This window comes from Streptomyces sp. YPW6, from assembly GCF_018866325.1.
Classification (GTDB): Bacteria; Actinomycetota; Actinomycetes; order Streptomycetales; family Streptomycetaceae; genus Streptomyces.
In genome coordinates, this window is sequence record NZ_CP076457.1 from 1357662 (window position 1) to 1377258 (window position 19597).

Below are 19597 nucleotides of genomic sequence, written 5' to 3' on the forward strand. Positions count from 1 at the left end.
TCGGCGGTCCGGATACCCGGCCGGGGTTACTTGCCGGCGGTCTCGACGGCCTTGTCGATGAGCGGCAGGTAGCGGTCGATCGTCCACGGCACGGTCAGCGGGTTGATGATCGAGGAGGCGGTGACGAAGGAGTTGTCGTTGCTCGCGACGACGGCGCCCTTCTTGATCGCGGGAATCTGGCCGTACAGCTTCTGGCCCTCGATCTCCTCGCGGTTCTTCGCGTCCGTGTAGAACGTGAAGATCACGTCGCTGTCCTTGAGCTTCTCGGCGTTCTCCAGGCCGATGAGGGCCGAGTCGGTGCCGGGGGTCTCCTTGAAGCCGTTGACGACCGGGTCGACCTTCAGGCCGAGCGAGGAGACCATCTTGACGCGCTGCTCCTCGGGCTTGAAGACGCCGAGGGTGCCGGGGCCGGAGTTGTAGATGTACGAGAAGGTGACGTCCTTGTAGTTCGGCCGGGTGGCCGCGGCGTCGGCGAGCTGCTTCTCGATCTTCGTCTTGAGACCGTTCGTGTCCTCGGTGCGGCCGAGCGCCTTGCCGATGATGTCGATCTGCTGGTCCCAGTCGGTGCTCCACGCCTGGTCGGGGTAGGCGACCGTGGGGGCGATGTCCTTGAGGACGTCGTACTGCTTCTGCGTGATGCCCGACCAGGGGGCGAGGATGACGTCCGGCTCCAGCTCGGTGATGGCTTCGAAGTCGATCTCCTCGCCGCCCGTGAACTGCTGGGGGAGTTCGTCGCCGGACTTCTTGACCGCCTCGTTGATCCACGGCAGGTAGCCGGACTTGTCGCTGCCCCACGGGTAGCTCTCGATGCCGACGGGGGTCTCACCGAGGGCTATCGCGGTCTCGGCGGAGCCCTGGCCGAGGGTGACGATGCGTTCGGGCTTCTCCTCGATCTTCGCGGTGCCGAGCGAGCTCTTGATCGAGACGGGGAAGGCGCCGCCGCTCTTCGCCGAGTCCTTCGCCCCGTCCTTCTCCTCGCCGTCGCCGTCCGAGGAGCAGCCGACCAGGGCGACGGCGAGAGCGACGGTGGTGGCCGTGGCGGCGAGGGTGTGGCGGCGCACGCGGGTGAAGCCGAGCATGAAGGGTCCTCAGGTTGGCCGAGCAATGAAGGTTAGGCAAGCCTAAGCCAGAGTGGTCGGTGGCTCAAACACACCCCCCTCATCACCGGCCGACGGGGGCCGCCATCCGGGGAGCGGGAAGCGAGTCGGGCGGACGCCGCTCAGTGGTCGTGGCCGTCGGACTCCCCGCCCCCGGGCGCAGGGACTCCGCCGGCCTCGCTCCCGGCGTGCACGGTGAAGGCGGCCGTACGGACCTTCCCTTCGTGCCGGAAGTCGAGGAAGAGCCGGTAGGCCCCCTTGCTCGGCGCCGTCGCGGTGAAGGAGACCTCGGGACCGGACTCCGTACGCCCGTCGCCCGGTTCGCCGTTCGGGTGGACGTGGAGGTACGCCAGATCCCCGGCGCGCAGCGCGACGAGATGGCCGTACGCGCCGAGGTGGGGCTGGAGGTCGGTGACCGGCCGGCCGTCCTTCTCGACCTCCAGCTTCAGTTCGCTGTCCGCCCCCGGGCGGAGCGCCCCGTCGAGCGTGATCTCGTACCCGTCGACCCTCACCGTCCGCTCGGCGTTCGGCAGGGACTCGGGGCGCGCGTCGCCGGATACGGCGAGGTCCGCGCCGAGGACGACCCCCTCGGCGCCCTTCCCGTCCGGGGTGAAGTCGGCGAAGACCCGGTAGCCGCCGGCCTCGGGGAGTTCGACGGGGGCGGACCAGGTGCCGTCGGCGGCGCGCTCGGGGTGCAGGTGCCGGTAGGTGACGAGGTCGTTCGACGCCACGACCAGGTGCAGCTCCTCGCCGTGCTCGCGACGGAACGCGGTCACGTTGCGGGAGGCGCCCTCGTCCACGACGGCGAAGCGCAGTTCGGCCGGCTCGCCCGCCTCGATGCGCGGGGTGTCGAGATCGAGGGTGAAACCTTCCTGCGAGACCTGGAGGCCGCCGGGAAGCTCGGCCGCCTCCCCCACGCCCTCCTCGGCCGCCGGGAGCCCCTTCCCGCCGTGCACCTCCCGGCCCTCCTGATGGGACGGCTTCTTCGGCGCGGCGACGGGGTCCAGCGCGCCCCCCACCGCGTACGCCGACCCGAAGGCCGCCGCGAGTCCTGCGGCGAAAGCCGTGATCTTGAGACCGGTCTGCATGACCCACTCCCTCGTCGAGGCCGCCGGAGCGCGGCCACTCGACCCCCAAGATACCCCCAGGGGGTATGAAGTCAACCTGGGGCGATCTTGTCGGGCGGGCAAGGGAAGCTGGACCATGGTGCTCACCGGTACGACCGAAGCAGGGGGGAAGCAGGGGTCATGGGGGCGTACGTCTCACTGCTGGCAGGGATCGGCGGGGTGTCCGCGTGGTGCGCGGTGGTGCTGGTCCGCCGCGGACGTCGCGGGGCCACCGAGAACGCGGACGGGCTGCTGATCGAGCAGGCGGCCCGGCTGCGGGCCCAGCAGTTGCGCAGCGAGGGACGGGACTTCCGGGCCCACCCTCACGGGAGGCCGGGCTCCGGTTCGGACCGACGGCACTGATGCCACTGACGCCACTGACGCCACTGCTGATGACGGCCCTGACCGTCGTGGCGGTCCACGCCGTGTGCGGCCGGGGGCGCGGTGACCGCCTCCGACGGCTTCGTACCGCTCGACGGATCCGGGTGGTCTTCCTGCTGACCGGCGCGCTCATCGTGACCGCCTCCACCGTGCTCCGGTACACGGGACAGCGGCCGACGGGCGCGGCGGCGGCCTGAGCCGGCGTCGCCGAACCCGTCGGCAAACGTGCGGCCTTGACCCCGCCCGGCGTGGCGTCGCGGGAGCCGTCCCCGCCCTCCCTAGCGTCGCAGGAGGCGTCCTCGCGCTCCCTGGCGTGGCGGGGGCGGGACCTCCCACGGCAGGACAGAGGCACCTCATGGCACCACGCACCCACTGGCTCTTCGGGGACCAGCTCGGCCCCCACTTCCTGGACCCGCGCCACGGCGGCCCGGACGCCCACGCCCCGCTGCTGATGATCGAGGCCCGGTCCGTCCTGCGCCGGCGCCGCTTCCACCGGGCCAAGGCCCACCTCGTCCTCTCCGCGATGCGGCACCGGGCGGCCGAACTGGGCGACCGGGTCCGCTATGTCCGGGCCGGGACCTACGCCGAAGGACTGGCGGAGGCTGGTTTCGGCGACGGGGGCGGCGAGGGCGGACGTCTGACGGTCTGCCACCCGACCTCACGTGCCGCGCTGGACTTCGTGACCGCCCGGGACGGCATCGACGTGCTTCCGGCCCGGGGATTCCTCCTGGCCCAGGAGGAGTTCGGGGCATGGGCGGAGAAGCACGGGGGCGACCGGCTGCGGATGGAGGGGTTCTACCGGTGGGTGCGCCGGGAGCACGAGCTGCTCATGGACGGTGACGCGCCGGCCGGCGGAACGTGGAACCTCGACCACGACAACCGCGAGCCGCCGCCCCGGGGCGCGCAGACCCTGGACGTCCCCGCGCCCTACCGCCCGCACGAGGACGAGATCGATGACGAGGTGCGCGCGGATCTCGACCGCTGGGAGCGGGACGGGGAGGTCACGTTCGTCGGTCGCGACGGCCCCCGCCGGTTCCCCGTCACCCGCCGGGAGGCGCTGGCCGCTCTGCGGCGCTTCGTCTCCCACCGCCTCGCCGACTTCGGACAGTACGAGGACGCCATGCTCGCGGCCGATCCCGTGATGAGCCACAGCCTGCTGTCCGTCCCGCTCAACCTGGGGCTCCTGGACCCCGCCGAGTGCGTCGACCGGGCCGAGCAGGCGTGGCGCGCGGGCGAAGCGCCGCTCAACAGCGTCGAGGGCTTCGTCCGGCAGATCGCCGGCTGGCGGGAGTACGTGTGGCAGCTGTACTGGCACTTCGGCGAGGAGTACCGGCACCGCAACGCGCTGCGCCACCGGGCTCCGCTGCCCGACTGGTTCCTCGACCTGGACGCCGACGCCGTCACCGCGAGCTGCCTGTCCACCGTGCTGGCCCAGGTCCGCGACACCGGTTGGACCCACCACATCCCGCGGCTGATGGTGCTGGGCAGCCGGGCCCTCCAGGACGGCTGGGACCCGGCCGCCGTGACCGACTGGTTCCACCGGTGCTTCGTCGACGGCTACGACTGGGTGATGCTGCCCAATGTCGTCGGCATGTCGCAGTACGCGGACGACGGCCGGATGACGACCAAGCCGTACACCTCCGGTGGCGCCTACATCAAGAAGATGAGCGATCTCTGCGGGCCCTGCGCCTACCGTCCCACCGACCGCACCGGCGAGCACGCCTGCCCGTACACGGCGGGCTACTGGGCCTTCCTGCACCGGCACCGCGAGTCCCTGAGCGCCAACCACCGGATGGCCAGGGCGGTCAAGGGCCTGGACCGGCTGAAGGACCTCGACGGGCTGCTGAACGAGGTCGCGGAGCGCGGCGACAAGGCGCCCTGAGCAGACGGGCGGCCCCGGCGACGCGGCGTGCGCCCGTACGCCGGCACGAACGGCCGGGCACCTGCCCGGGGCCGGTTTTGGGGCCCGCGGTCTCAGTCCTCGGCGAAATCGTCCGGAGCGGACCGGGCGAGCGAGGCGAGGGTCGACAGGGTCCGGGCGAGCACCTCCTGGGTGGGTGACGCCAGCCCCAGGCGGACCGCGTGCGGGCCGCGGAAGCGGCCTGCGGCGAACGCCGCGGCCGGGGTCACCGCGATGGAGTGCCGCGCGGCGGCGGCGACGAACGTGTCGGAGCGCCAGGGTGCGGGCAGCTCCCACCAGAGGTGGTAGGAGGACGGGTCGCTGCGGGTGCGGAAGCCGCCGAGGCAGCGTCGCGCGATCTCCTGCCGCGCACCGGCCTCCCGCTGTTTGGCCCGTACGAGCGCGGCGACGACACCGTCCTCCTGCCACCGCACCATCGCTTCCAGGGGAAACCGCATGAGCGTCCACCCACCGGAGCGCACGGCCGCCGTGACCCGGTCCTCCAGTGCGGCGGGGACCACGGCGAACCCGAGGGACAGGCCGGGGGAGAGCCGTTTGGAGAGGCTGTCGACGAGGACGGTGCGCCCAGGGGCCCGCGAGGCGAGGGACGGCAGGTCGTTCCGGAGGAACGCCCAGACAGCGTCCTCGACCGCGTGGATCCCCGAGGTCAGCAGCACGTCGGCGAGGTGGTCGAGGCGCCGCGCGGGCATGGTGAGCGACAGCGGGTTGTGCAGGACCGGCTGGACGTAGACGGCGTGCAGCGGTTCGGCGCGGTGCGCCTCCTCCACCGCCTCCGGGATCAGCCCGTCCTCGTCCATGGCCAGCGGTACGAGGGTGACGCCGAGCCGGGCGGCGACGGCCTTGAGCACCGGATAGGTGTACTCCTCGACGCCCAGCCGGGCGCCGGGCCGGGTCAGTGCGGCGACAGCGGCGGAGAGGGCTTGCCGGCCGTTCCCGGCGAACAGGACACGTGCCGGATCGGGCCGCTCACCGGCGCGTACGAGGAGATCGGCGGCTGCCTCGCGGGCGGCTGGCGTCCCGGCGGGTCCGACCGGGCGGAGCACCGACTCCAGGTCGTCGGAGCGCACCAGCTTCTCCAGGCCCTCGGCGAGCAGCCCGGCCTGTTCGGGGGCGACGGGGTGGTTGAGCTCCAGGTCGACCCGGTGGGCGGCGGGCTCGGAGAGGGCCGGGGCCGGGACGGGAGCACCGGGCGCGGCCGCGACGAACGTGCCGCGCCCGACCTGGCCGACGGTGAGGCCGCGGCGGGCGAGCTCCTGGTAGACACGGACGGCGGTGGAGTTGGCGATCGCGTGGCGCCGGGCGAACTCCCGCTGCGGAGGCAGGCGTTCCCCCGGTCCGAGCCGACCGGACACGATCTCCTCCGCCACGGTGTCCGCGACGGAGCGGAAGTCCCGCACGGCTTCACCTCCTCGGTCGGCTGCATCGAAGCACAGCATTGCACCGAGTGCAATGTCCGCTATTGAACCGACGCGAAAGGCGAACCTAGACTCCGATTGCACCGAGCGATGCGGTCGGCGCGCAGGGGGCCGGGCCGTCCGGCTCCCCCGTGAACGGAGCGGTGGGCGGACATGGTTGAGCCGAGCGGGGTGCTGGGCGTCGCCATGATCGCCCTGGGCATGGTGCTCACCCCGGGTCCGAACATGATCTATCTCGTCTCCCGGAGCATCACCCAGGGGCGACGCGCGGGGGTGGTCTCCCTCGGCGGTGTGGCCGTGGGCTTCCTGGTCTATCTGGTGGCCACGAATCTCGGTCTGTCGGCGGTCTTCCTCGCAGTGCCCGAGCTCTACGTGGCGGTGAAACTGGCCGGGGCCGGCTACCTGGCCTATCTGGCCTGGACCGCCCTGAGGCCCGGGGGCGTCCCGGTCTTCGCGCCCAGGGAGATGCCGCACGACTCCGCGCGCAGGCTGTTCGGCATGGGTCTGATGACGAACCTGCTCAATCCGAAGATCGCCATCATGTACCTCTCCCTCATCCCGCAGTTCATCAGCCTGGAGGCGGGAGACGTGCTCCTCCAGGGCTTTCTGCTGGGATCGGTCCAGATCGTGGTGGCCCTCACCGTCAACCTGGGCATCGTCCTCGCGGCGGGCAGCATCGCCGTCTTCCTCGCCCGGCGCCCTTCCTGGCTCCGCGCCCAGCGCTGTCTGATGGGGACCGCTCTGGGCCTGCTCGCCGTGTCGGTCGCGACGGACACCTCGGCGCCCGCGGCCTCGGGCTGAACGACCGTCCCGGGCGGGCGACCGTCCGCCGCCGCAGTCCCGCCCGCTGCGAGAGGTCCGCCCGGGGCCGGGGAGTGCCCCGGGGCCGGGGACGCTCCGGAGCTCAGAGCATGATGAGCAGGCGCGTATCGGCCTTGAGCTTCCGGTTCACCGAACGGCTCTGGACGTACACCTCCAGCTTGGGGTTGTTGCCCGCCTTCACCGAGACGGTCCCGCGCACTCCGGCGCCGAACAGGAGGTTGCGCGCCGCCTCGCCCGCGTAGGCGCGGTCGGTGTCCTTCTCGACGACGATGACCTCCTTGTCGGGCTGCACCTGGACGCGGGATCCCAACTGGTAGTAGCAGGAACCGCGTTCGTAGGTGACGCCCGGGTGCGAGTCGACGAAGGCGCGGATCTCCGTCTCCTGGTCGACCTTCAGCAGCCGGTACTTGTCGGCGGGGACCGGTTCGAGGGTGGCCCGCACGTCGTCCACGGATATGTCCTGGCCGACGGCGAACAGGTTCTTCGTGCCGCGCACGCCCTGTTCGCGGCCGCGCAGGAAGCTGGTGGCGGCGGCGCGCACGGTGCCGATCGCGTCCTCGACGCCCTTCTGGGAGTCCGCGTCCCAGATCGCGATGTTGCCCGCCGGGAAGCCGTAGTTCTGCGCGGTGCGCTTGGCCAGGGAGTTCGGCACGAGGATCGCGGAGGTCCAGTGCCCCGGGAGCCCGCTCATCTTCGCGGTGATCCGGTCGAGCCAGGGGCCGAGGATGGTCATGTCGCCGTCGTGGCGGCGGTCGCCGCCGGAGGCGTTCTCCTCGCCGTCCGTCACCACGATCTGGAGGAAGCTGTGCTCTCCGTACTCCTCCCAGATGTGGTCCAGGTCGTCCAGGGACTTCAGCGAGGCCTCGATCAGAGCCGTGGCGCCGTTGTTCACCTTGTACAGCCCGCGCATCGACGGGAGGTGCTTCACATCCATGTCCCAGACCAGGTTCTCCACCCGGTGGTCGAAGGAGTAGAGGCTGATCCGGGTCTCGTGGCCGAGGCTGTCCGACTCGGCCTTCAGCCCCGCCACGAACTCGTCGACGACGCGGATCAGCTGGTGCTGGTGCTGGTACATCGAACCGGAGGCGTCCACGACCAGAGCGACGTGATTCACCTTGTGCTGGATCCTGTTGGCGGACATGGCTGTGCTCCCTCTCCGGTGTTCCCCGAACCCCCCGGGGGTTCCCCGGGCGACGTCTTCGACTCTATGGGGAGGCACTGACAGCGGGGCCGGGCGCGCGTGGCGCCCGGCCCCGGCCGGAGGGTGCGGTGGGCGGATCAGTAGGCGGTCGTGAGCGTGGCTCCGGCGAAGGTGCTCGCCGCGTGCAGGCTGATGTAGTTGGCGCCGGCGGGCGGGTCGGTGACGGTCAGGGTGTGGGTGTTGCCCGGACCGGTGTCGCGGCTGGTGTGGGAGGCGGTGGTGGCCCAGCCGGTGCCGCTGTAGTAGAGGTCCGCGTCGCCGGTGCCGCCGCTGACGGTGATCTTCAGCTGTTCGGTGCCGGCCGGTATGTAGAGGTAGTGGTAGGCGTAGTTGCCGGTGGTGGCGGTCAGGCCGCTGCGCCGGCAGTTCTCGCCCAGGACACGGGTGTCGGGGTCGGTGCACTCGGAGACGGGGGTGGTGGAGCCGTCGCCGCAGTCACCGGCCGCGCACCCCGCCAGCCAGGTCCGGAAGTCGCTGTCGTACCGGGTGCCGATGGTGCTGGTGAGGTGGGTCCGGGCGGCCGCCCACCGGCCGGTGCGGTAGTGGCCGAGCACCGTGTCCATGTCGGCGGGGTGCTTCTCCAGCATGTAGCGCACGGCGAGGTAGCCCCAGCGGTACACCCGCGTGGTGCCGTGGCTGTAGTCGGTGCCGAAGAGGGTGCTCAGGGCGTAGGTGCCCTTGCCGGCCTCGGTCATCGCCGCGGTGTAGGGCTCGCCCCGGTAGTGGTAGGAGATGTACTCCGCGAAGCCCTCCACCCACCAGACGGTGGGGGTGCTCATGTTCTCCGTGAAGTCGCCGTACATGGTGAAGCGGCCGTCGAGGTAGTGCGTGTACTCGTGGTTCAGGTTCCAGATGTGGAAGTCGGGCCGCAGCCACTCCGCCTCGTAGGCGATGAAGCGGGGCTGGTTGCCCTCGGCGGAGGGGTCGCCCTCCAGGTACATGCCGCCGTTGTTGGTGTCGATCCCGTACATCGCGCCGGCGTACGTCTGGTAGTCGGCGCTGGAGTCGTAGGCGATCACCTCGATGCTGGTGTTGCGGTCGTCGGCGACCGGACCGTCATCCTTGGCGATCCGGTGGAAGAAGGCGTCCTGCTCGATGAGGCTGGTGCAGGACGCGCTCAGTTCGGCGGACGTCATCTGCTGGGCGAGGATGCGGATGGAGGGGCTGCAGGTGTGACGGACCGGCAGGACCTCCCGCTTGAGGCGCTCCTGGAGGTCGCAGACGCCGTAGGCCGAGCAGTTGGAGCGGTCGTAGTAGTCGGCCATCTCGGCAGTGCCCACCCAGAGCGGGGCGGTGCGGCCGGTGATGGAGCTCCGGCCGAGCAGGTCGGTGACCAGGGGCCGGGCCTCGGCCCGCAGGCTCGGGTGCTGGAGGAAGCGGCCGAGCTCCCGTCCCGCGTTGGAGGTCAGGTACGCGTGGTCGCCGCCCAGCAGCGACAGGTGGTCGGCGGCGAAGCGGTGCAGGGAGTCGAGGACGGCCGGGTCCGCCTCGACGGCGCTGACGAACTCCGGCACCTGGTGGCCCCGGAAGGTCACCGTGTACACGCCGTTGACCGCGGCGAGCATCCGTGAGAAGTCGTTCCAGGAGGAGTCGTAGGCCGCCAGCATCCGCTTGACGACGTGCAGATAGCGGGCGTTCTCCTGGGCGCTGTCGATCAGGATGACCGCCTCGGACAGCGTTTCGCCGTTCTCGTCGGTGACGTCGCGCGACCGGGGGCTCGCGAAGAAGCTGTCGAGACCTGAGCGGATGGCGGTCCGCAGGGCGCTGCCGTACGGGCCGACGGCGTCCGGGTTGTACCACTGCACGTAGTACCCGGCCCGGAGGTAGAGCACGAGCTGCGGGGTGCCGGTGCTCCCGTCGCCCGGGTAGTAGGCGGAGTTGTCGCGCAGCGCGTACGCCACCGTGGCCATCTGGGCCTCACGGAAGGCCAGTCGGGCGTCGTTGCCGGTGAGACCGAACAGCGTGTTCACGCAGTCGGGGGTGGACGCCTTGATCCGGCGTACCAGTTCGGCGCCGGTGCGGCCGGTGAAGTCGGCCGGGTCGCACGCGGCGGCCGCCTGGGCCGAGGGCTTCCGGACGGTGTCCTGCCGCTTCGGGGCTTCCTGGTCGCCGTACGCCTCCCTGAGGGCGGACTTGTCGGCGCTCAGCGGGGGGAGCTGGGACACCGATAGCCGCCCCTCGGCCCGGTGACCGGTGTCCGGTGCGGAGGACTGCTGCGCCTGCGGCGCGGGGTCGGCCGGTCCGGCGGGGCGGACCGGTTGCGACGCGTTCGATGCCGTGGCGGCCGAAGGGGAGTCCGGCTGCGCCTGGGCCGGCTGCGCGAGCAGCGCGACGCCCATCGCCCCGGCCAGAGCCAGCGGCAGAACGGCACCCACACCTCGGCGGACGAGTGTGGTTCTCACGTTGTTTTCCTCCCATGAGGGATCGGGGCACGCGTTCGCGTGACCGATGGGATGACCAGGGCGCGGCTCGGGGATGGCGTCATGCCGTGCTGTCGGCCGGGCGAGTGGGGTCGACGCCCGAACTCGGCATGTCCACGACCTGTGACATGTACCATGGCACAGGTCACACATCACAAGGAAGACCCGTGGCCGGAAATCCGCTGCCCCTTCAGCCCGTCTCGGGGAAATGGCACGCGGCGGTGCGCGCGCCCGAGCCCACGACACGGAGCAACGGCCGCTCGGTGCGGCAGACCGCCTGTGCCTTGGGGCAGCGCGGGTGGAAGCCGCAGCCGCTGGGCGGTGCGGCGGGGCTCGGCGGGTCGCCCAGCAGGAGAATCCGCTCGCGGCGGCGCTCGGCCGCCGGATCGGGCAGCGGAACCGCCGACAGCAGCGCCCGCGTATAGGGGTGCGCGGGTTCGTCGTACAGCTCACGCTTGTCGCCGATCTCGACGACGCGGCCCAGGTACATCACCGCCACCCGGTCGCACACCCGCTTCACGACGGACAGGTCGTGGGCGATGAAGAGGAACGACACCCCCAGCTCCGCCCCCAGACGGCCCATCAGATGGACGACCTGAGCCTGTACGGACACGTCGAGCGCGGAGACCGGCTCGTCGGCGACGATCAGGCGGGGGCCGGTCGCCAGGGCGCGGGCGATGCCGATCCGCTGGGCCTGCCCGCCGGAGAACTGGTACGGGTGCCGGTCGAGGTGCTCCGCGCGCAGGCCCACCAGGTCGAGCAGTTCGGCGGCCCGCTCCCGGGCGGCCGGGGCGGTGGCTCCCTGCACCAACAGGGGTTCGGCGATGATCCGGGCGACGGTCCGCCGCGGGTTCAGGGAGGCGTGGGGATCCTGGAAGATGATCTGGAGCCGCCGCCGGACGGGCCGTAGCGCGCGCGGGGACAGGTGGGTGATGTCGCGCCCCTCGAACTCGACGGTCCCGGACGTGGGTTCCAGCAGCCGGACCAGCATCCGGCCCGTCGTCGACTTGCCGCAGCCCGACTCCCCGACCAGGCCGAGGGTCTCCCCCGCGGCGAGCTCCAGATCGACGCCGTCCACCGCGCGGACGGGCGCGGCGGCACGGCCCAGGACGCGGCGGCCGGGGAACGTCTTCACCAGCCCGCGTACGGACAGCAGGGGCGGCGCCCCGCCGATCCCGGACGAACGGATCGGCGAGGGAGAGCAGTTGGAGTGCGGGGCATTCATCGGGCCTCCTCGGGCGGTACGGGGGCGCCGCCGGGCGGACCGGGGTGCGGGGCGGCCGGCAGGGGCAGGTGGCAGGCGACCAGCCGGCCGTCGCCGGGTACGCCCCGGGGCCGGGGGCTCTCCCCCGCGCAACGGGCCCGCTCCGGGGCGGTGGCGGCGGCGGCCCGGGGGCAGCGCGGGACGAAGGGGCAGCCGGTCCGCGGCTCGGCCGGTGACGGCGGGGAGCCCGGGATGGCGCGCAGGGGTGCGTCGTCGGGGTCGTCCAGGCGGGGCAGCGAGTCCAGGAGGCCGCGGGTGTAGGGGTGGGCGGGGCTCTCGAACAACGCGTCCACCGGGGCCTGTTCGGCGGCACGTCCGCCGTACATGACGAGCACCTCGTGGGCGACGCGCGCCACCACCCCCAGATCGTGAGTGATCATCAGGACGCCCAGTCGGCGGTCCTGCTGGAGGCGGGCGATCAGTTCGAGGATCTGGGCCTGGACGGTGACGTCGAGCGCGGTGGTCGGTTCGTCGGCGACGAGCAGGTCGGGTTCGCAGGACAGTGCCATGGCGATCACGGCGCGCTGCCGCATGCCCCCGGAGAACTGGTGCGGGTACTCCCCCGCCCGGCGGGCCGGTTCGGGGATGCCGACCTCGCCGAGCATCTCCACGGCCCGTCTGCGGGCGACGCGCCGGGCACTGCCGAAGTGGTGGCGGTGGGCCTCCGCGATCTGTTCGCCGACCGTGTACGCGGGATGCAGCGCGGACAGCGGGTCCTGGAAGACCATCGCCATCCGGCGTCCGCGCAGCCGGCCGAGCCGGCGGTCGGTCAGGCCGATGAGTTCCTGTCCGGCGAGGGTGACCGATCCGCTCACCCGGGCCCGGCGGTGCAGGCCCATCACGGCGAGGGAGGTGACCGACTTGCCGGAGCCGGACTCGCCGACCAGCCCCAGGGTGCGGCCGGCCGCCACGGTGAAGGAGACCCCGTCGACGGCCTGGACGGCTCCGGCCGGGGTGTCGAAGGCGACCCGCAGGTCCTCGACGCGCAGCAGGGGGTGGTCCGGCGCGGTGCTGGAGCCGGGCGGCACGGTGGTGGTGGGCGGCACGGTCAGTTCCTCACCCTCGGGTCGACGACGGCGTACAGCAGATCGATGACGACGTTGGCCGCCACGATGAAGAAGGCCGCGAGCAGCGTGACGCCGAGGACGACGGGCTGGTCGGAGCGTTGCAGGGCGTCGTAGAAGAGCCGGCCCACCCCGGGGATGCCGAAGATGGACTCGGTGATGACCGCCCCGGCCAGCAGCGCGCCGAGGTCCATGCCGAAGAGCGTGAGCACGGGCGTCAAGGCGGAGCGCAGTCCGTGCTTGACCACGACGGTCCGGGCGGGCAGGCCCTTGGCACGAGCGGTCCGGATGTAGGGCTGCTCCATCGTCTCGATCATCGAACTGCGGCTCTGCCGGGCGTACATGGCGGCATAGAGCAGAGCGAGGGCCACCCAGGGCAGCAACAGGTTGGCCGCCCAGGACGGCGGGTCGTCGGTGAGGGGGACGTAGGACGGATAGGGCAGCAGCCCGGTCAGCCGGACCAGCCCGTACAGGAGCATCACCGCGGTGAAGTAGACGGGCAGCGAGGCGGTGGCGACCGCGCCGACCATCAGGGTGCGGTCGAGCGGTCCGCCCTTGCGCAGGGCCGCGGTCACGCCGGCGCCCACTCCCAGTACCAGCCACAGACAGGCGGCGCCGAACGCCAGCGACACGGAGACCGGCAGCCGGTCCGTCAGCAGGTCCCACACCGGCAGGGCGTTCTCGTAGGAGTAGCCGAGGCAGGGGAAGCCGCACGGGATCGCGTGGGGGCCGCTGCCCAGCTCTCGGCCCGCGAAGATGCCGATGAGGTAGTCGCCGAACTGACGCCACAGCGGCTGGTCGAGCCCCATGAAGTGGCGTACCTCCGCCAGCCGTTCGGGGCTGCACGTCTTGCCGCAGGCCGCGGCGGCGGGGTCGGCGGGCAGCACGTGGAAGATGACGAAGGTGACGGCGCAGATGGCGAACAGGACGCCGGCGACGCCGAGCAGCCGGCGGGCCAGGTAGGCGATCACGGCCGGCCTCCCTGGGGGTCGAGGATGTCGCGCAGGGCGTCGCCGAGGACCGTGAAGGCGAGCACGGCGACGAAGAGGAAGACGCTGGGGACGACGAAGTACAGGGGGTCCGTCTCGTAGTACGCGACGGCCTCGGCGATCATCTGGCCCCAGGAGGGGGTGGGCGGACGCACACCCACCCCGAGGAAGCTGAGGGCGGCCTCGGTGCTGATCATTCCGGGGATCAGCAGGGTGGTGTACGCGATGACGGGCCCGGAGACGCTGGGCAGCACCTCCCGGGTGAGGATCCGCCAGGGGCCGCTTCCGCAGGCGCGGGCGGCCTCGACGAATTCGCGGTGGCGCAGGGAGAGTGCCTCGGCGCGCACCACGCGGGCGATGCCGGGCCAGCCGAAGACGCCGATGACGACGGTCATCAGCACGACCCGGTTGACGTCCTGGGCCACCGACATCATCGCGATCATGAAGATGAGCGAGGGGAAGGACATGGTGAGGTCCATCAGCCGGCTCAGTACGGTGTCGACGCGGCCGCCGAAGTAGCCGGCGGCGATGCCCGCGGCGGTGCCGGTGACGACGACGATCGCGGTGGCGGCGAAGGCGATCAGCAGGGAGACCTGGGCACCGTGGACGACGCGGGCGAACAGGTCGCGGCCGGTGACGGGCTCGACGCCGAGCCAGTGCTCGGCGCTGATGCCGCCGAGGGCGCCGCGGGGCAGGCCGCCGAGGTAGGGGTCGACGGCGTTCGCGTCGAAGGCGGTGGGCGACCAGCCGCCCAGTCGGCTGAGCAGCGGCGCGGTGAGGGCGATCAGGACCAGCAGGGCGGCGGCGGTCAGGGCGGCCCGGCTGCCGGGGTCGCCCCACAGGCGGCGCCAGGTGGTCCGGCGGCCGGTGGCGGGCAGGGCGGGTGCTCCGTCTCCGCCGGGAGCCGGGGCGCCGCCCGGTCCGGTGTCCGGGGCGTCGGCGATACGCATGGGAGTACGTCCCCGCCCTCTCAGCCCCGGCTCCGGGACGGGTCCTTCAGACCGATCACCGCGAAGTCGAACTGACCGGTCCAGGAGGGGTGTCCGAAGGCTCCGGCGACGTTGTCGCCGACGAGCAGCGGCTTGCGCTCCCAGAGCAGCTCGATCGCCGGGGCCTTGCGCTGGATCTCCTGGTCGAGCGCGTTCCACGCCTGCGCGGCGGCGGTCGCGTCGGGCATCGCGGCGATCTCGTCCATGCGGCGCTCCACGGCCTTGTCGCGGAACTGGGAGACGTTGCCCTGGTTGCCCTTGGCCTTGATGGTGCGGCCGTCGAAGACGAACGGCAGGAAGGTGGCGGCGGACGGGTAGTCCGGGCACCAGCCGCTGATGGCCATGTCGGGAGCGGCCGCGGTATCGCCGATGGTGTCGTAGTAGATCGTCGTGTCGAAGCCGTCGCCCCTGCCCGCTTCGGCGAGGAGCTTCCCGGCCCTCTGCACGTCCCCGGTGGCCGGCCCGGTGTGGACCGGATCGGCGGCGCGGCCGCCGGTGAGGGACGGCGGCAGATAGGCGGTGGCGATGTCGTTGAGTGCGGGCCCGCCGTTGGCGGTGACCTGGGCCTGCTTGTCGACGGCGTACCGCATCGCCTGACGGAGCTTCGGGTCGTCGAAGGGCGCCCGGGAGGTGTTCAGCGCGAGCATGTCGGTGCAGCCGGTGCGCTCGGCGGAGAGCCGCTGCCGGACCTCCGGCCTCGGCAGGACCTTGGCGACGCTGGCGGGCTGCAGGTCGGACCATGCTACGGCGGAGGCGTCGGCGCCCGTGCTCGCGATGATCCGGTCGTCGATCTGGCCGCCCTTGAGCCCCTGGATCACCACGATGCGGTCGGGGTACGCCTTGCGCACCGGGTCGGTCGCCGCGTCCCAGTGGGGGTTGCGGCCGAGCACCAGCTTCTTGCCTCGGGCGTAGCTCTCGATGCGGTACGGCCCGGAGGAGAAGGGCCGCAGGTCGTACTGGACGCCCTTCTCCCGGGACGCGGGCACGGGCGAGAAGGTGGGCAGCGTGACCGTGGAGGAGAACTCCGCGACGGGCCTGCGCAGCGAGAAGACGATGGTCCGGTCGTCGGGGGTGCGGATCGAGTCGAGGTGCTCGCCGTCCAGTGGTCCGGTGTATCCCTCGGCGCCGGCCAGATAGCGCTGGGCGTAGTCGGGGCCGCCGGCGAGGTCCGGGGCGAAGGAGCGCTCGACGTTGTACTTGATGTCGCGGGACCGGATCGGGGTGCCGTCCTCGTAGACCAGGCCGGGCTTCAGGGTGAAGGTCCAGGTGCGGCCGCCGTCGGAGGAGCTGCCGAGGTCGGTCGCGAGATCGGGGACGACCTCGCTGCCCTTCCGGCCGGGCGCGGCCCGGAAGGTGGTCAGGGTGCGGTAGATCAGCCGGGTGCCGAAGTCCATGGTCGGCATGACCCAGTTGCGGGCCGGGTCCAGGTGGGCGAAGTCCTGGTTGGACAGCACCGTCAGGGTGCCGCCGCGCTCCGGCGTACCGCCGATGACGGTGCCGGTCGCCACACCGGGGCGGCGCGCTCGCGGGCCGCGGTCGTCACCTCCCTGCGGGGAGCAGGCGCCCAGCAGGGCCAGGGCCAGCGAGGTGCTCAGGGATACGGACAGCGCACGGCTGCGACGGGACATGGGGCACTCCTCGATACGGGACATCGGTCCGGGAAGGGGCGCCGCCGGCGGCGCGCGGGCCGGCGGCGGAAGGAAGAGGAACGGTCCGGGGCGGACGTGGTGCTCCGGGCGGCGGGCGGCCCGGAGGGCGAGTGTGTGCGGAACGCGAGGCGGACGCGGGCCGGGATGTGCTCCAGCGCCACACGATGTGACCCGTAACATAGTAATGTGAAATTGCACAGCCAAGGAGTCTGCCGTCCCGTTACCGAAACGTGTCCCGCAGGGCGGGCCCACCGGCCCCCGGCCCGACCGCCTTGGCACTCCCCGGCACACCCTCCGAAGGAGCCCCATGACCTCCATGCCCCCGGTCCCACCGCACACGGGCAGCCACGATCTGCCGGTCCCGGACGCCCTGGACGCCTTCATGGCCACCGGCTGGGCCCCCTCCCCCCTGCCCGCCGGCACACGGGTGCCCGGCCACACACTGCTGCCCGGCCGGCGACAGCGGCTGTCGGCGCGCTTTCCCGGCGAGCGGCTGGTCATACCCGCCGGAACGCTCAAGGTCCGCTCGAACGACACCGATCACCGCTTCCGCCCGCACAGCGCCTACGCCTGGCTGACCGGACTGACCGGCGAGGAACAGCCCGACCACGTCCTGGTCCTCGAACCGTCCGGCCCCGACGGCCACGAGGCGGTGCTCCACATCCGCCCCCGCTCCCCGCGCGACACCAGCGGGTTCTACCGCGACCGCCGCTACGGCGAGTTCTGGGTCGGCCGCCGGCCCGACCTGGACGAGACGGCGGCGCTGACCGGGCTGCGCTGCGCCCACCTGGACGAGCTGCCGGGGCTGCTCGCCGGTCCGCAGCCGCCGACCCGCCTGCTCGCCGGCGTCGACCTCCAGGTCGACGGCCTGCTGCCCGAGCGGTCCCACACCCCGACGGGGGGCGCGGAGCTGGACGCCACTCTCGCCGAACTCCGGTTGCGCAAGGACCCGTGGGAGGTGGGTCAGCTCCAACTGGCCGTCGACCACACCACGTCGGGCTTCGAGGACGTGGTGCGCGCTCTTCCCGACGCCCTGCGCCATCCGCGCGGGGAGCGCCGGATCGAGGGCGTGTTCAACCTGCGCGCCCGGACCGAGGGCAACGGGACGGGCTACGAGACCATCGCGGCGGCGGGTGCGCACGCCTGCGTCCTGCACTGGATCCGCAACGACGGCCCGCTGTCGCCGTCCCAACTCCTCCTGCTCGACGCGGGAGTGGAGACCGACACCCTCTACACCGCGGACATCACCCGCACCCTCCCCCTCTCGGGCCGCTTCTCACCGGCCCAACGCGACGTCTACGAACTGGTCCTGGCCGCGCAGGAGGCCGCCATCGCCACCCTGCGGCCCGGCGCCCGCTTCCGGGACTTCCACCGGGAGGCCATGCGCGTCATCGCCGAAGGGCTGCACGCCTGGGGCGTCCTGCCGGTCACGCCCGAGGAGGCGCTCGCCGACGACAGCGGTCTGCACCGCCGCTACACCCTGTGCAGCAGCGGGCACATGCTCGGCATCGACGTGCACGACTGCGCCCGGGCCCGCGCGGAGACCTACCTCGACGGCGTCCTGGAGGAGGGCCACGTCCTCACCGTCGAACCCGGGCTCTACCTCCAGCCCGACGACGAGACACTGCCGCCCGAACTGCGCGGCATGGGCGTGCGCATCGAGGACGACCTCGTGATCACCGCCGACGGCGCGCAACTCCTCTCGGGGGCGCTGCCCCGTACGGTCGGCGGCGTCGAGGAGTGGATGGCCCGCCTCCTGGACGGCTGACGGCGAGGGGCGGCGACCATGCGCGCCCCGGCGGGGGGGCGGCGACCACGCGGCGGGGCTGCGGGGGCGGCGACCATGCTGCCGCGGCGGGGCCACGCGGCCGCGGCGAGGGACGGCGGCCGTTCGGAGGTGGGCCGGGCAGCGGGGCGGGGCGCCGGTCCACGCATCCCGGGTCCGGCGCCGGCGCCCCGCAGTCAGGGGGTGACCCGGGGGTGGCGTCGCGAGCCGAGGGCCCCGGACCCCGGACCCCGGGGCCATGACGGCCTGTTCGTCGAGACCGCCGCCCCCCCTCCTCGATCCCGGCGACGGCGGAAGACCCCGGCGGATCGGGGCGGGGACGAAAGCGGCGCCGGCCGCACACTCGCCCGGAGCGGTCGAGTGCGGCGCCGGCGCCGGCCGGTCACTGCTGGGCGCTGTGCAGTATCTCGGCGTGCCGCATCTCGTGGACCTCGCCGATCAGGCCGAAGAACCCGGCAGCGGCGGGATCGCCGGGCATCTCACGCGCAGCGCGCTCGGCGGCCTCCGGGGAGGCCCACAGGATCAGGTCGAGGAGCGAGCCGTCCTCGCACCGGGCGAGGTGCGCGCCGACGAAGTCGCTTCCGTACCGCTCCCGCAGGAGCGAGATCAGCGTGTCGCGGTGGGCGGCGAGTCGGTCGGGGTCGGCGCAGGCGAAACGGACGTACTCGACAGTCGTGCTCATGCAAGCTCCTTCACTCGTCGTTTCACGGATTCAGATTGCCAAATCCGTGATGAAAGCTATCACGGATTCGCGGCAGGGAATCCGTGTGTCCGGTAGGTTGGCGACATGTCCCTCAAGAACGTGCGCGCGATGCCGTGGATCGGCGAGCAGCCGGTCCTGGACCTGGCCAACACCGTCGTCGTCGGTGCCGGACCGGCGGGGGCGGACATCGACCTGCTGACCGACTCCGGGCTGCTCGCGTGCTGGCGGGAGAAGGCGTGCGACCGGGAGCTCGCCGACCTGCCCGCACAGGACCTGACGGAGCTGCGCGCCCCGGTCAGGGGGGTTCTGGACGCGGCGGCGCGGCAGGCTCCGCTGCCGGGGCCCGCCAGGGCGCGCCTCAACGCGCTGGCCGCGCGGGCCCCGGTGACCTTCCGGGTGGACGACGCCGGCCGCCTCGCGGAGGAGGAGGCCGGCGGGCCGGCCGCCGCCGCGGTCGCCCGGCAGGCGCTCGTCCTGGCCGCCGGGCCGGAGCAGGCGCGGCTGCGGTGCTGCCCGGCACCGAGCTGCGGGATGTTCTTCCTCGCGCGCAGGCGGGACCAGGCGTGGTGCTCGATCGGCTGCGGCAACCGGGCGCGCGCCGCCCGGCGCGGCGGGCGGCGCGCGGACTGACGCCCCGCCCGCCGTCACGCGGACCGGCGCGCACCTCTCCCGCCGTCACGCGCCGCGCAGCTCACCGCCGACGAGGCGAAGGGGGGCGCGCGGCGCCGCGCGGCCCCCCTTGCCGAGCCGCACGAGCCGCACGAGCCGCACGAGCCACATATGGCCCCAT

The 19597-nt window shown here is 72.6% G+C and carries 17 protein-coding genes; 6 read left to right on the forward strand and 11 right to left on the reverse strand.

Translation table 11 applies throughout. The features are described 5' to 3' along the window. Window positions 1–26: 26 nt before the first annotated feature. Window positions 27–1079, reverse strand: a complete 1053-nt coding sequence (locus KME66_RS05920) for an iron-siderophore ABC transporter substrate-binding protein (protein WP_216319760.1) — start codon at window positions 1077–1079, stop codon at window positions 27–29. A gap of 140 nt (window positions 1080–1219) precedes the next feature. Next, window positions 1220–2185, reverse strand: coding sequence for a hypothetical protein (locus tag KME66_RS05925; RefSeq protein ID WP_216319763.1), 966 nt, complete (start codon window positions 2183–2185; stop codon window positions 1220–1222). A 159-nt stretch (window positions 2186–2344) separates the two neighbouring features. Between KME66_RS05925 and KME66_RS05930 the strand changes: the two genes are divergently transcribed. From KME66_RS05930 to KME66_RS05940, 3 genes are all read left to right on the forward strand, one after another. Then, on the forward strand, window positions 2345–2566 hold the full coding sequence (locus tag KME66_RS05930) for a hypothetical protein (protein WP_216319765.1): 222 nt from the start codon (window positions 2345–2347) through the stop codon (window positions 2564–2566). Beyond that, window positions 2566–2781, forward strand: a complete 216-nt coding sequence (locus tag KME66_RS05935) for a hypothetical protein (protein WP_216319768.1) — start codon at window positions 2566–2568, stop codon at window positions 2779–2781. Before KME66_RS05930 ends, KME66_RS05935 begins: the two co-directional genes overlap by 1 nt. Before the next feature lie 158 nt (window positions 2782–2939). Continuing rightward, window positions 2940–4466, forward strand: a complete 1527-nt coding sequence (locus tag KME66_RS05940) for a cryptochrome/photolyase family protein (protein ID WP_216319771.1) — start codon at window positions 2940–2942, stop codon at window positions 4464–4466. 92 nt (window positions 4467–4558) lie between these two features. On the opposite strand, the gene KME66_RS05945 is transcribed toward KME66_RS05940, so the two are convergent. Further along, on the reverse strand, window positions 4559–5902 hold the full coding sequence (locus KME66_RS05945; RefSeq protein WP_216319774.1) for a PLP-dependent aminotransferase family protein: 1344 nt from the start codon (window positions 5900–5902) through the stop codon (window positions 4559–4561). Between the two features lie 171 nt (window positions 5903–6073). On the opposite strand from KME66_RS05945, the gene KME66_RS05950 reads away from it, so the two are divergent. Further along, on the forward strand, window positions 6074–6721 hold the full coding sequence (locus KME66_RS05950) for a LysE family translocator (protein ID WP_216319778.1): 648 nt from the start codon (window positions 6074–6076) through the stop codon (window positions 6719–6721). 103 nt (window positions 6722–6824) lie between these two features. Here KME66_RS05950 and KME66_RS05955 read toward each other — a convergent pair whose 3' ends face one another. The 7 genes from KME66_RS05955 to KME66_RS05985 all read right to left on the reverse strand — a co-directional run bounded on the left by KME66_RS05955 (window position 6825) and on the right by KME66_RS05985 (window position 16297). Next, on the reverse strand, window positions 6825–7883 hold the full coding sequence (locus KME66_RS05955; protein WP_216319788.1) for a vWA domain-containing protein: 1059 nt from the start codon (window positions 7881–7883) through the stop codon (window positions 6825–6827). 137 nt (window positions 7884–8020) lie between these two features. After that, window positions 8021–10282, reverse strand: coding sequence for a M9 family metallopeptidase (locus KME66_RS05960; RefSeq protein ID WP_253208566.1), 2262 nt, complete (start codon window positions 10280–10282; stop codon window positions 8021–8023). A gap of 271 nt (window positions 10283–10553) precedes the next feature. Then, window positions 10554–11588 (reverse strand): ABC transporter ATP-binding protein, encoded by a 1035-nt coding sequence (locus KME66_RS05965; RefSeq protein WP_253208241.1) that lies wholly within the window; start codon window positions 11586–11588, stop codon window positions 10554–10556. After that, window positions 11585–12655, reverse strand: a complete 1071-nt coding sequence (locus KME66_RS05970; protein WP_216329106.1) for an ABC transporter ATP-binding protein — start codon at window positions 12653–12655, stop codon at window positions 11585–11587. The genes KME66_RS05965 and KME66_RS05970 overlap by 4 nt, the downstream gene beginning before the upstream one ends. Before the next feature lie 20 nt (window positions 12656–12675). Beyond that, window positions 12676–13662 carry an ABC transporter permease gene (locus KME66_RS05975; RefSeq protein ID WP_216319791.1) on the reverse strand — a complete coding sequence of 329 codons (987 nt, stop codon included), beginning with the start codon at window positions 13660–13662 and terminating at the stop codon, window positions 12676–12678. Next, window positions 13659–14630 (reverse strand): ABC transporter permease, encoded by a 972-nt coding sequence (locus KME66_RS05980; RefSeq protein ID WP_216319794.1) that lies wholly within the window; start codon window positions 14628–14630, stop codon window positions 13659–13661. The genes KME66_RS05975 and KME66_RS05980 overlap by 4 nt, the downstream gene beginning before the upstream one ends. Before the next feature lie 20 nt (window positions 14631–14650). Continuing rightward, complete coding sequence (locus KME66_RS05985) at window positions 14651–16297, reverse strand: ABC transporter substrate-binding protein (protein WP_216319797.1); 1647 nt, start codon at window positions 16295–16297, stop codon at window positions 14651–14653. 328 nt (window positions 16298–16625) lie between these two features. On the opposite strand from KME66_RS05985, the gene KME66_RS05990 reads away from it, so the two are divergent. Next, entirely contained in the window at window positions 16626–18086 is a 1461-nt protein-coding gene (locus tag KME66_RS05990) for an aminopeptidase P family protein (RefSeq protein ID WP_216319799.1), read from the forward strand. A 400-nt stretch (window positions 18087–18486) separates the two neighbouring features. On the opposite strand, the gene KME66_RS05995 is transcribed toward KME66_RS05990, so the two are convergent. Continuing rightward, window positions 18487–18786, reverse strand: coding sequence for a hypothetical protein (locus KME66_RS05995; RefSeq protein WP_216319801.1), 300 nt, complete (start codon window positions 18784–18786; stop codon window positions 18487–18489). Between the two features lie 105 nt (window positions 18787–18891). Here KME66_RS05995 and KME66_RS06000 point away from each other — a divergent pair, with 105 nt between their 5' ends. Further along, complete coding sequence (locus KME66_RS06000) at window positions 18892–19437, forward strand: ABATE domain-containing protein (RefSeq protein WP_216319804.1); 546 nt, start codon at window positions 18892–18894, stop codon at window positions 19435–19437. Window positions 19438–19597 lie beyond the last annotated feature (160 nt).

Bases quoted from the DNA above. Each gene is read 5' to 3' on its own strand.
- KME66_RS05920 (WP_216319760.1), bottom strand. From the start codon at position 1,079: ATGCTCGGCTTCACCCGCGTGCGCCGCCACACCCTCGCCGCCACGGCC.
- KME66_RS05955 (WP_216319788.1), bottom strand. From the start codon at position 7,883: ATGTCCGCCAACAGGATCCAGCACAAGGTGAATCACGTCGCTCTGGTC.
- KME66_RS05925 (WP_216319763.1), bottom strand. From the start codon at position 2,185: ATGCAGACCGGTCTCAAGATCACGGCTTTCGCCGCAGGACTCGCGGCG.
- KME66_RS05990 (WP_216319799.1), top strand. From the start codon at position 16,626: ATGACCTCCATGCCCCCGGTCCCACCGCACACGGGCAGCCACGATCTG.
- KME66_RS06000 (WP_216319804.1), top strand. From the start codon at position 18,892: ATGTCCCTCAAGAACGTGCGCGCGATGCCGTGGATCGGCGAGCAGCCG.
- KME66_RS05950 (WP_216319778.1), top strand. From the start codon at position 6,074: ATGGTTGAGCCGAGCGGGGTGCTGGGCGTCGCCATGATCGCCCTGGGC.
- KME66_RS05995 (WP_216319801.1), bottom strand. From the start codon at position 18,786: ATGAGCACGACTGTCGAGTACGTCCGTTTCGCCTGCGCCGACCCCGAC.
- KME66_RS05935 (WP_216319768.1), top strand. From the start codon at position 2,566: ATGCCACTGACGCCACTGACGCCACTGCTGATGACGGCCCTGACCGTC.
- KME66_RS05980 (WP_216319794.1), bottom strand. From the start codon at position 14,630: ATGCGTATCGCCGACGCCCCGGACACCGGACCGGGCGGCGCCCCGGCT.
- KME66_RS05940 (WP_216319771.1), top strand. From the start codon at position 2,940: ATGGCACCACGCACCCACTGGCTCTTCGGGGACCAGCTCGGCCCCCAC.
- KME66_RS05965 (WP_253208241.1), bottom strand. From the start codon at position 11,588: ATGAATGCCCCGCACTCCAACTGCTCTCCCTCGCCGATCCGTTCGTCC.
- KME66_RS05985 (WP_216319797.1), bottom strand. From the start codon at position 16,297: ATGTCCCGTCGCAGCCGTGCGCTGTCCGTATCCCTGAGCACCTCGCTG.
- KME66_RS05930 (WP_216319765.1), top strand. From the start codon at position 2,345: ATGGGGGCGTACGTCTCACTGCTGGCAGGGATCGGCGGGGTGTCCGCG.
- KME66_RS05960 (WP_253208566.1), bottom strand. From the start codon at position 10,282: ATGGGCGTCGCGCTGCTCGCGCAGCCGGCCCAGGCGCAGCCGGACTCC.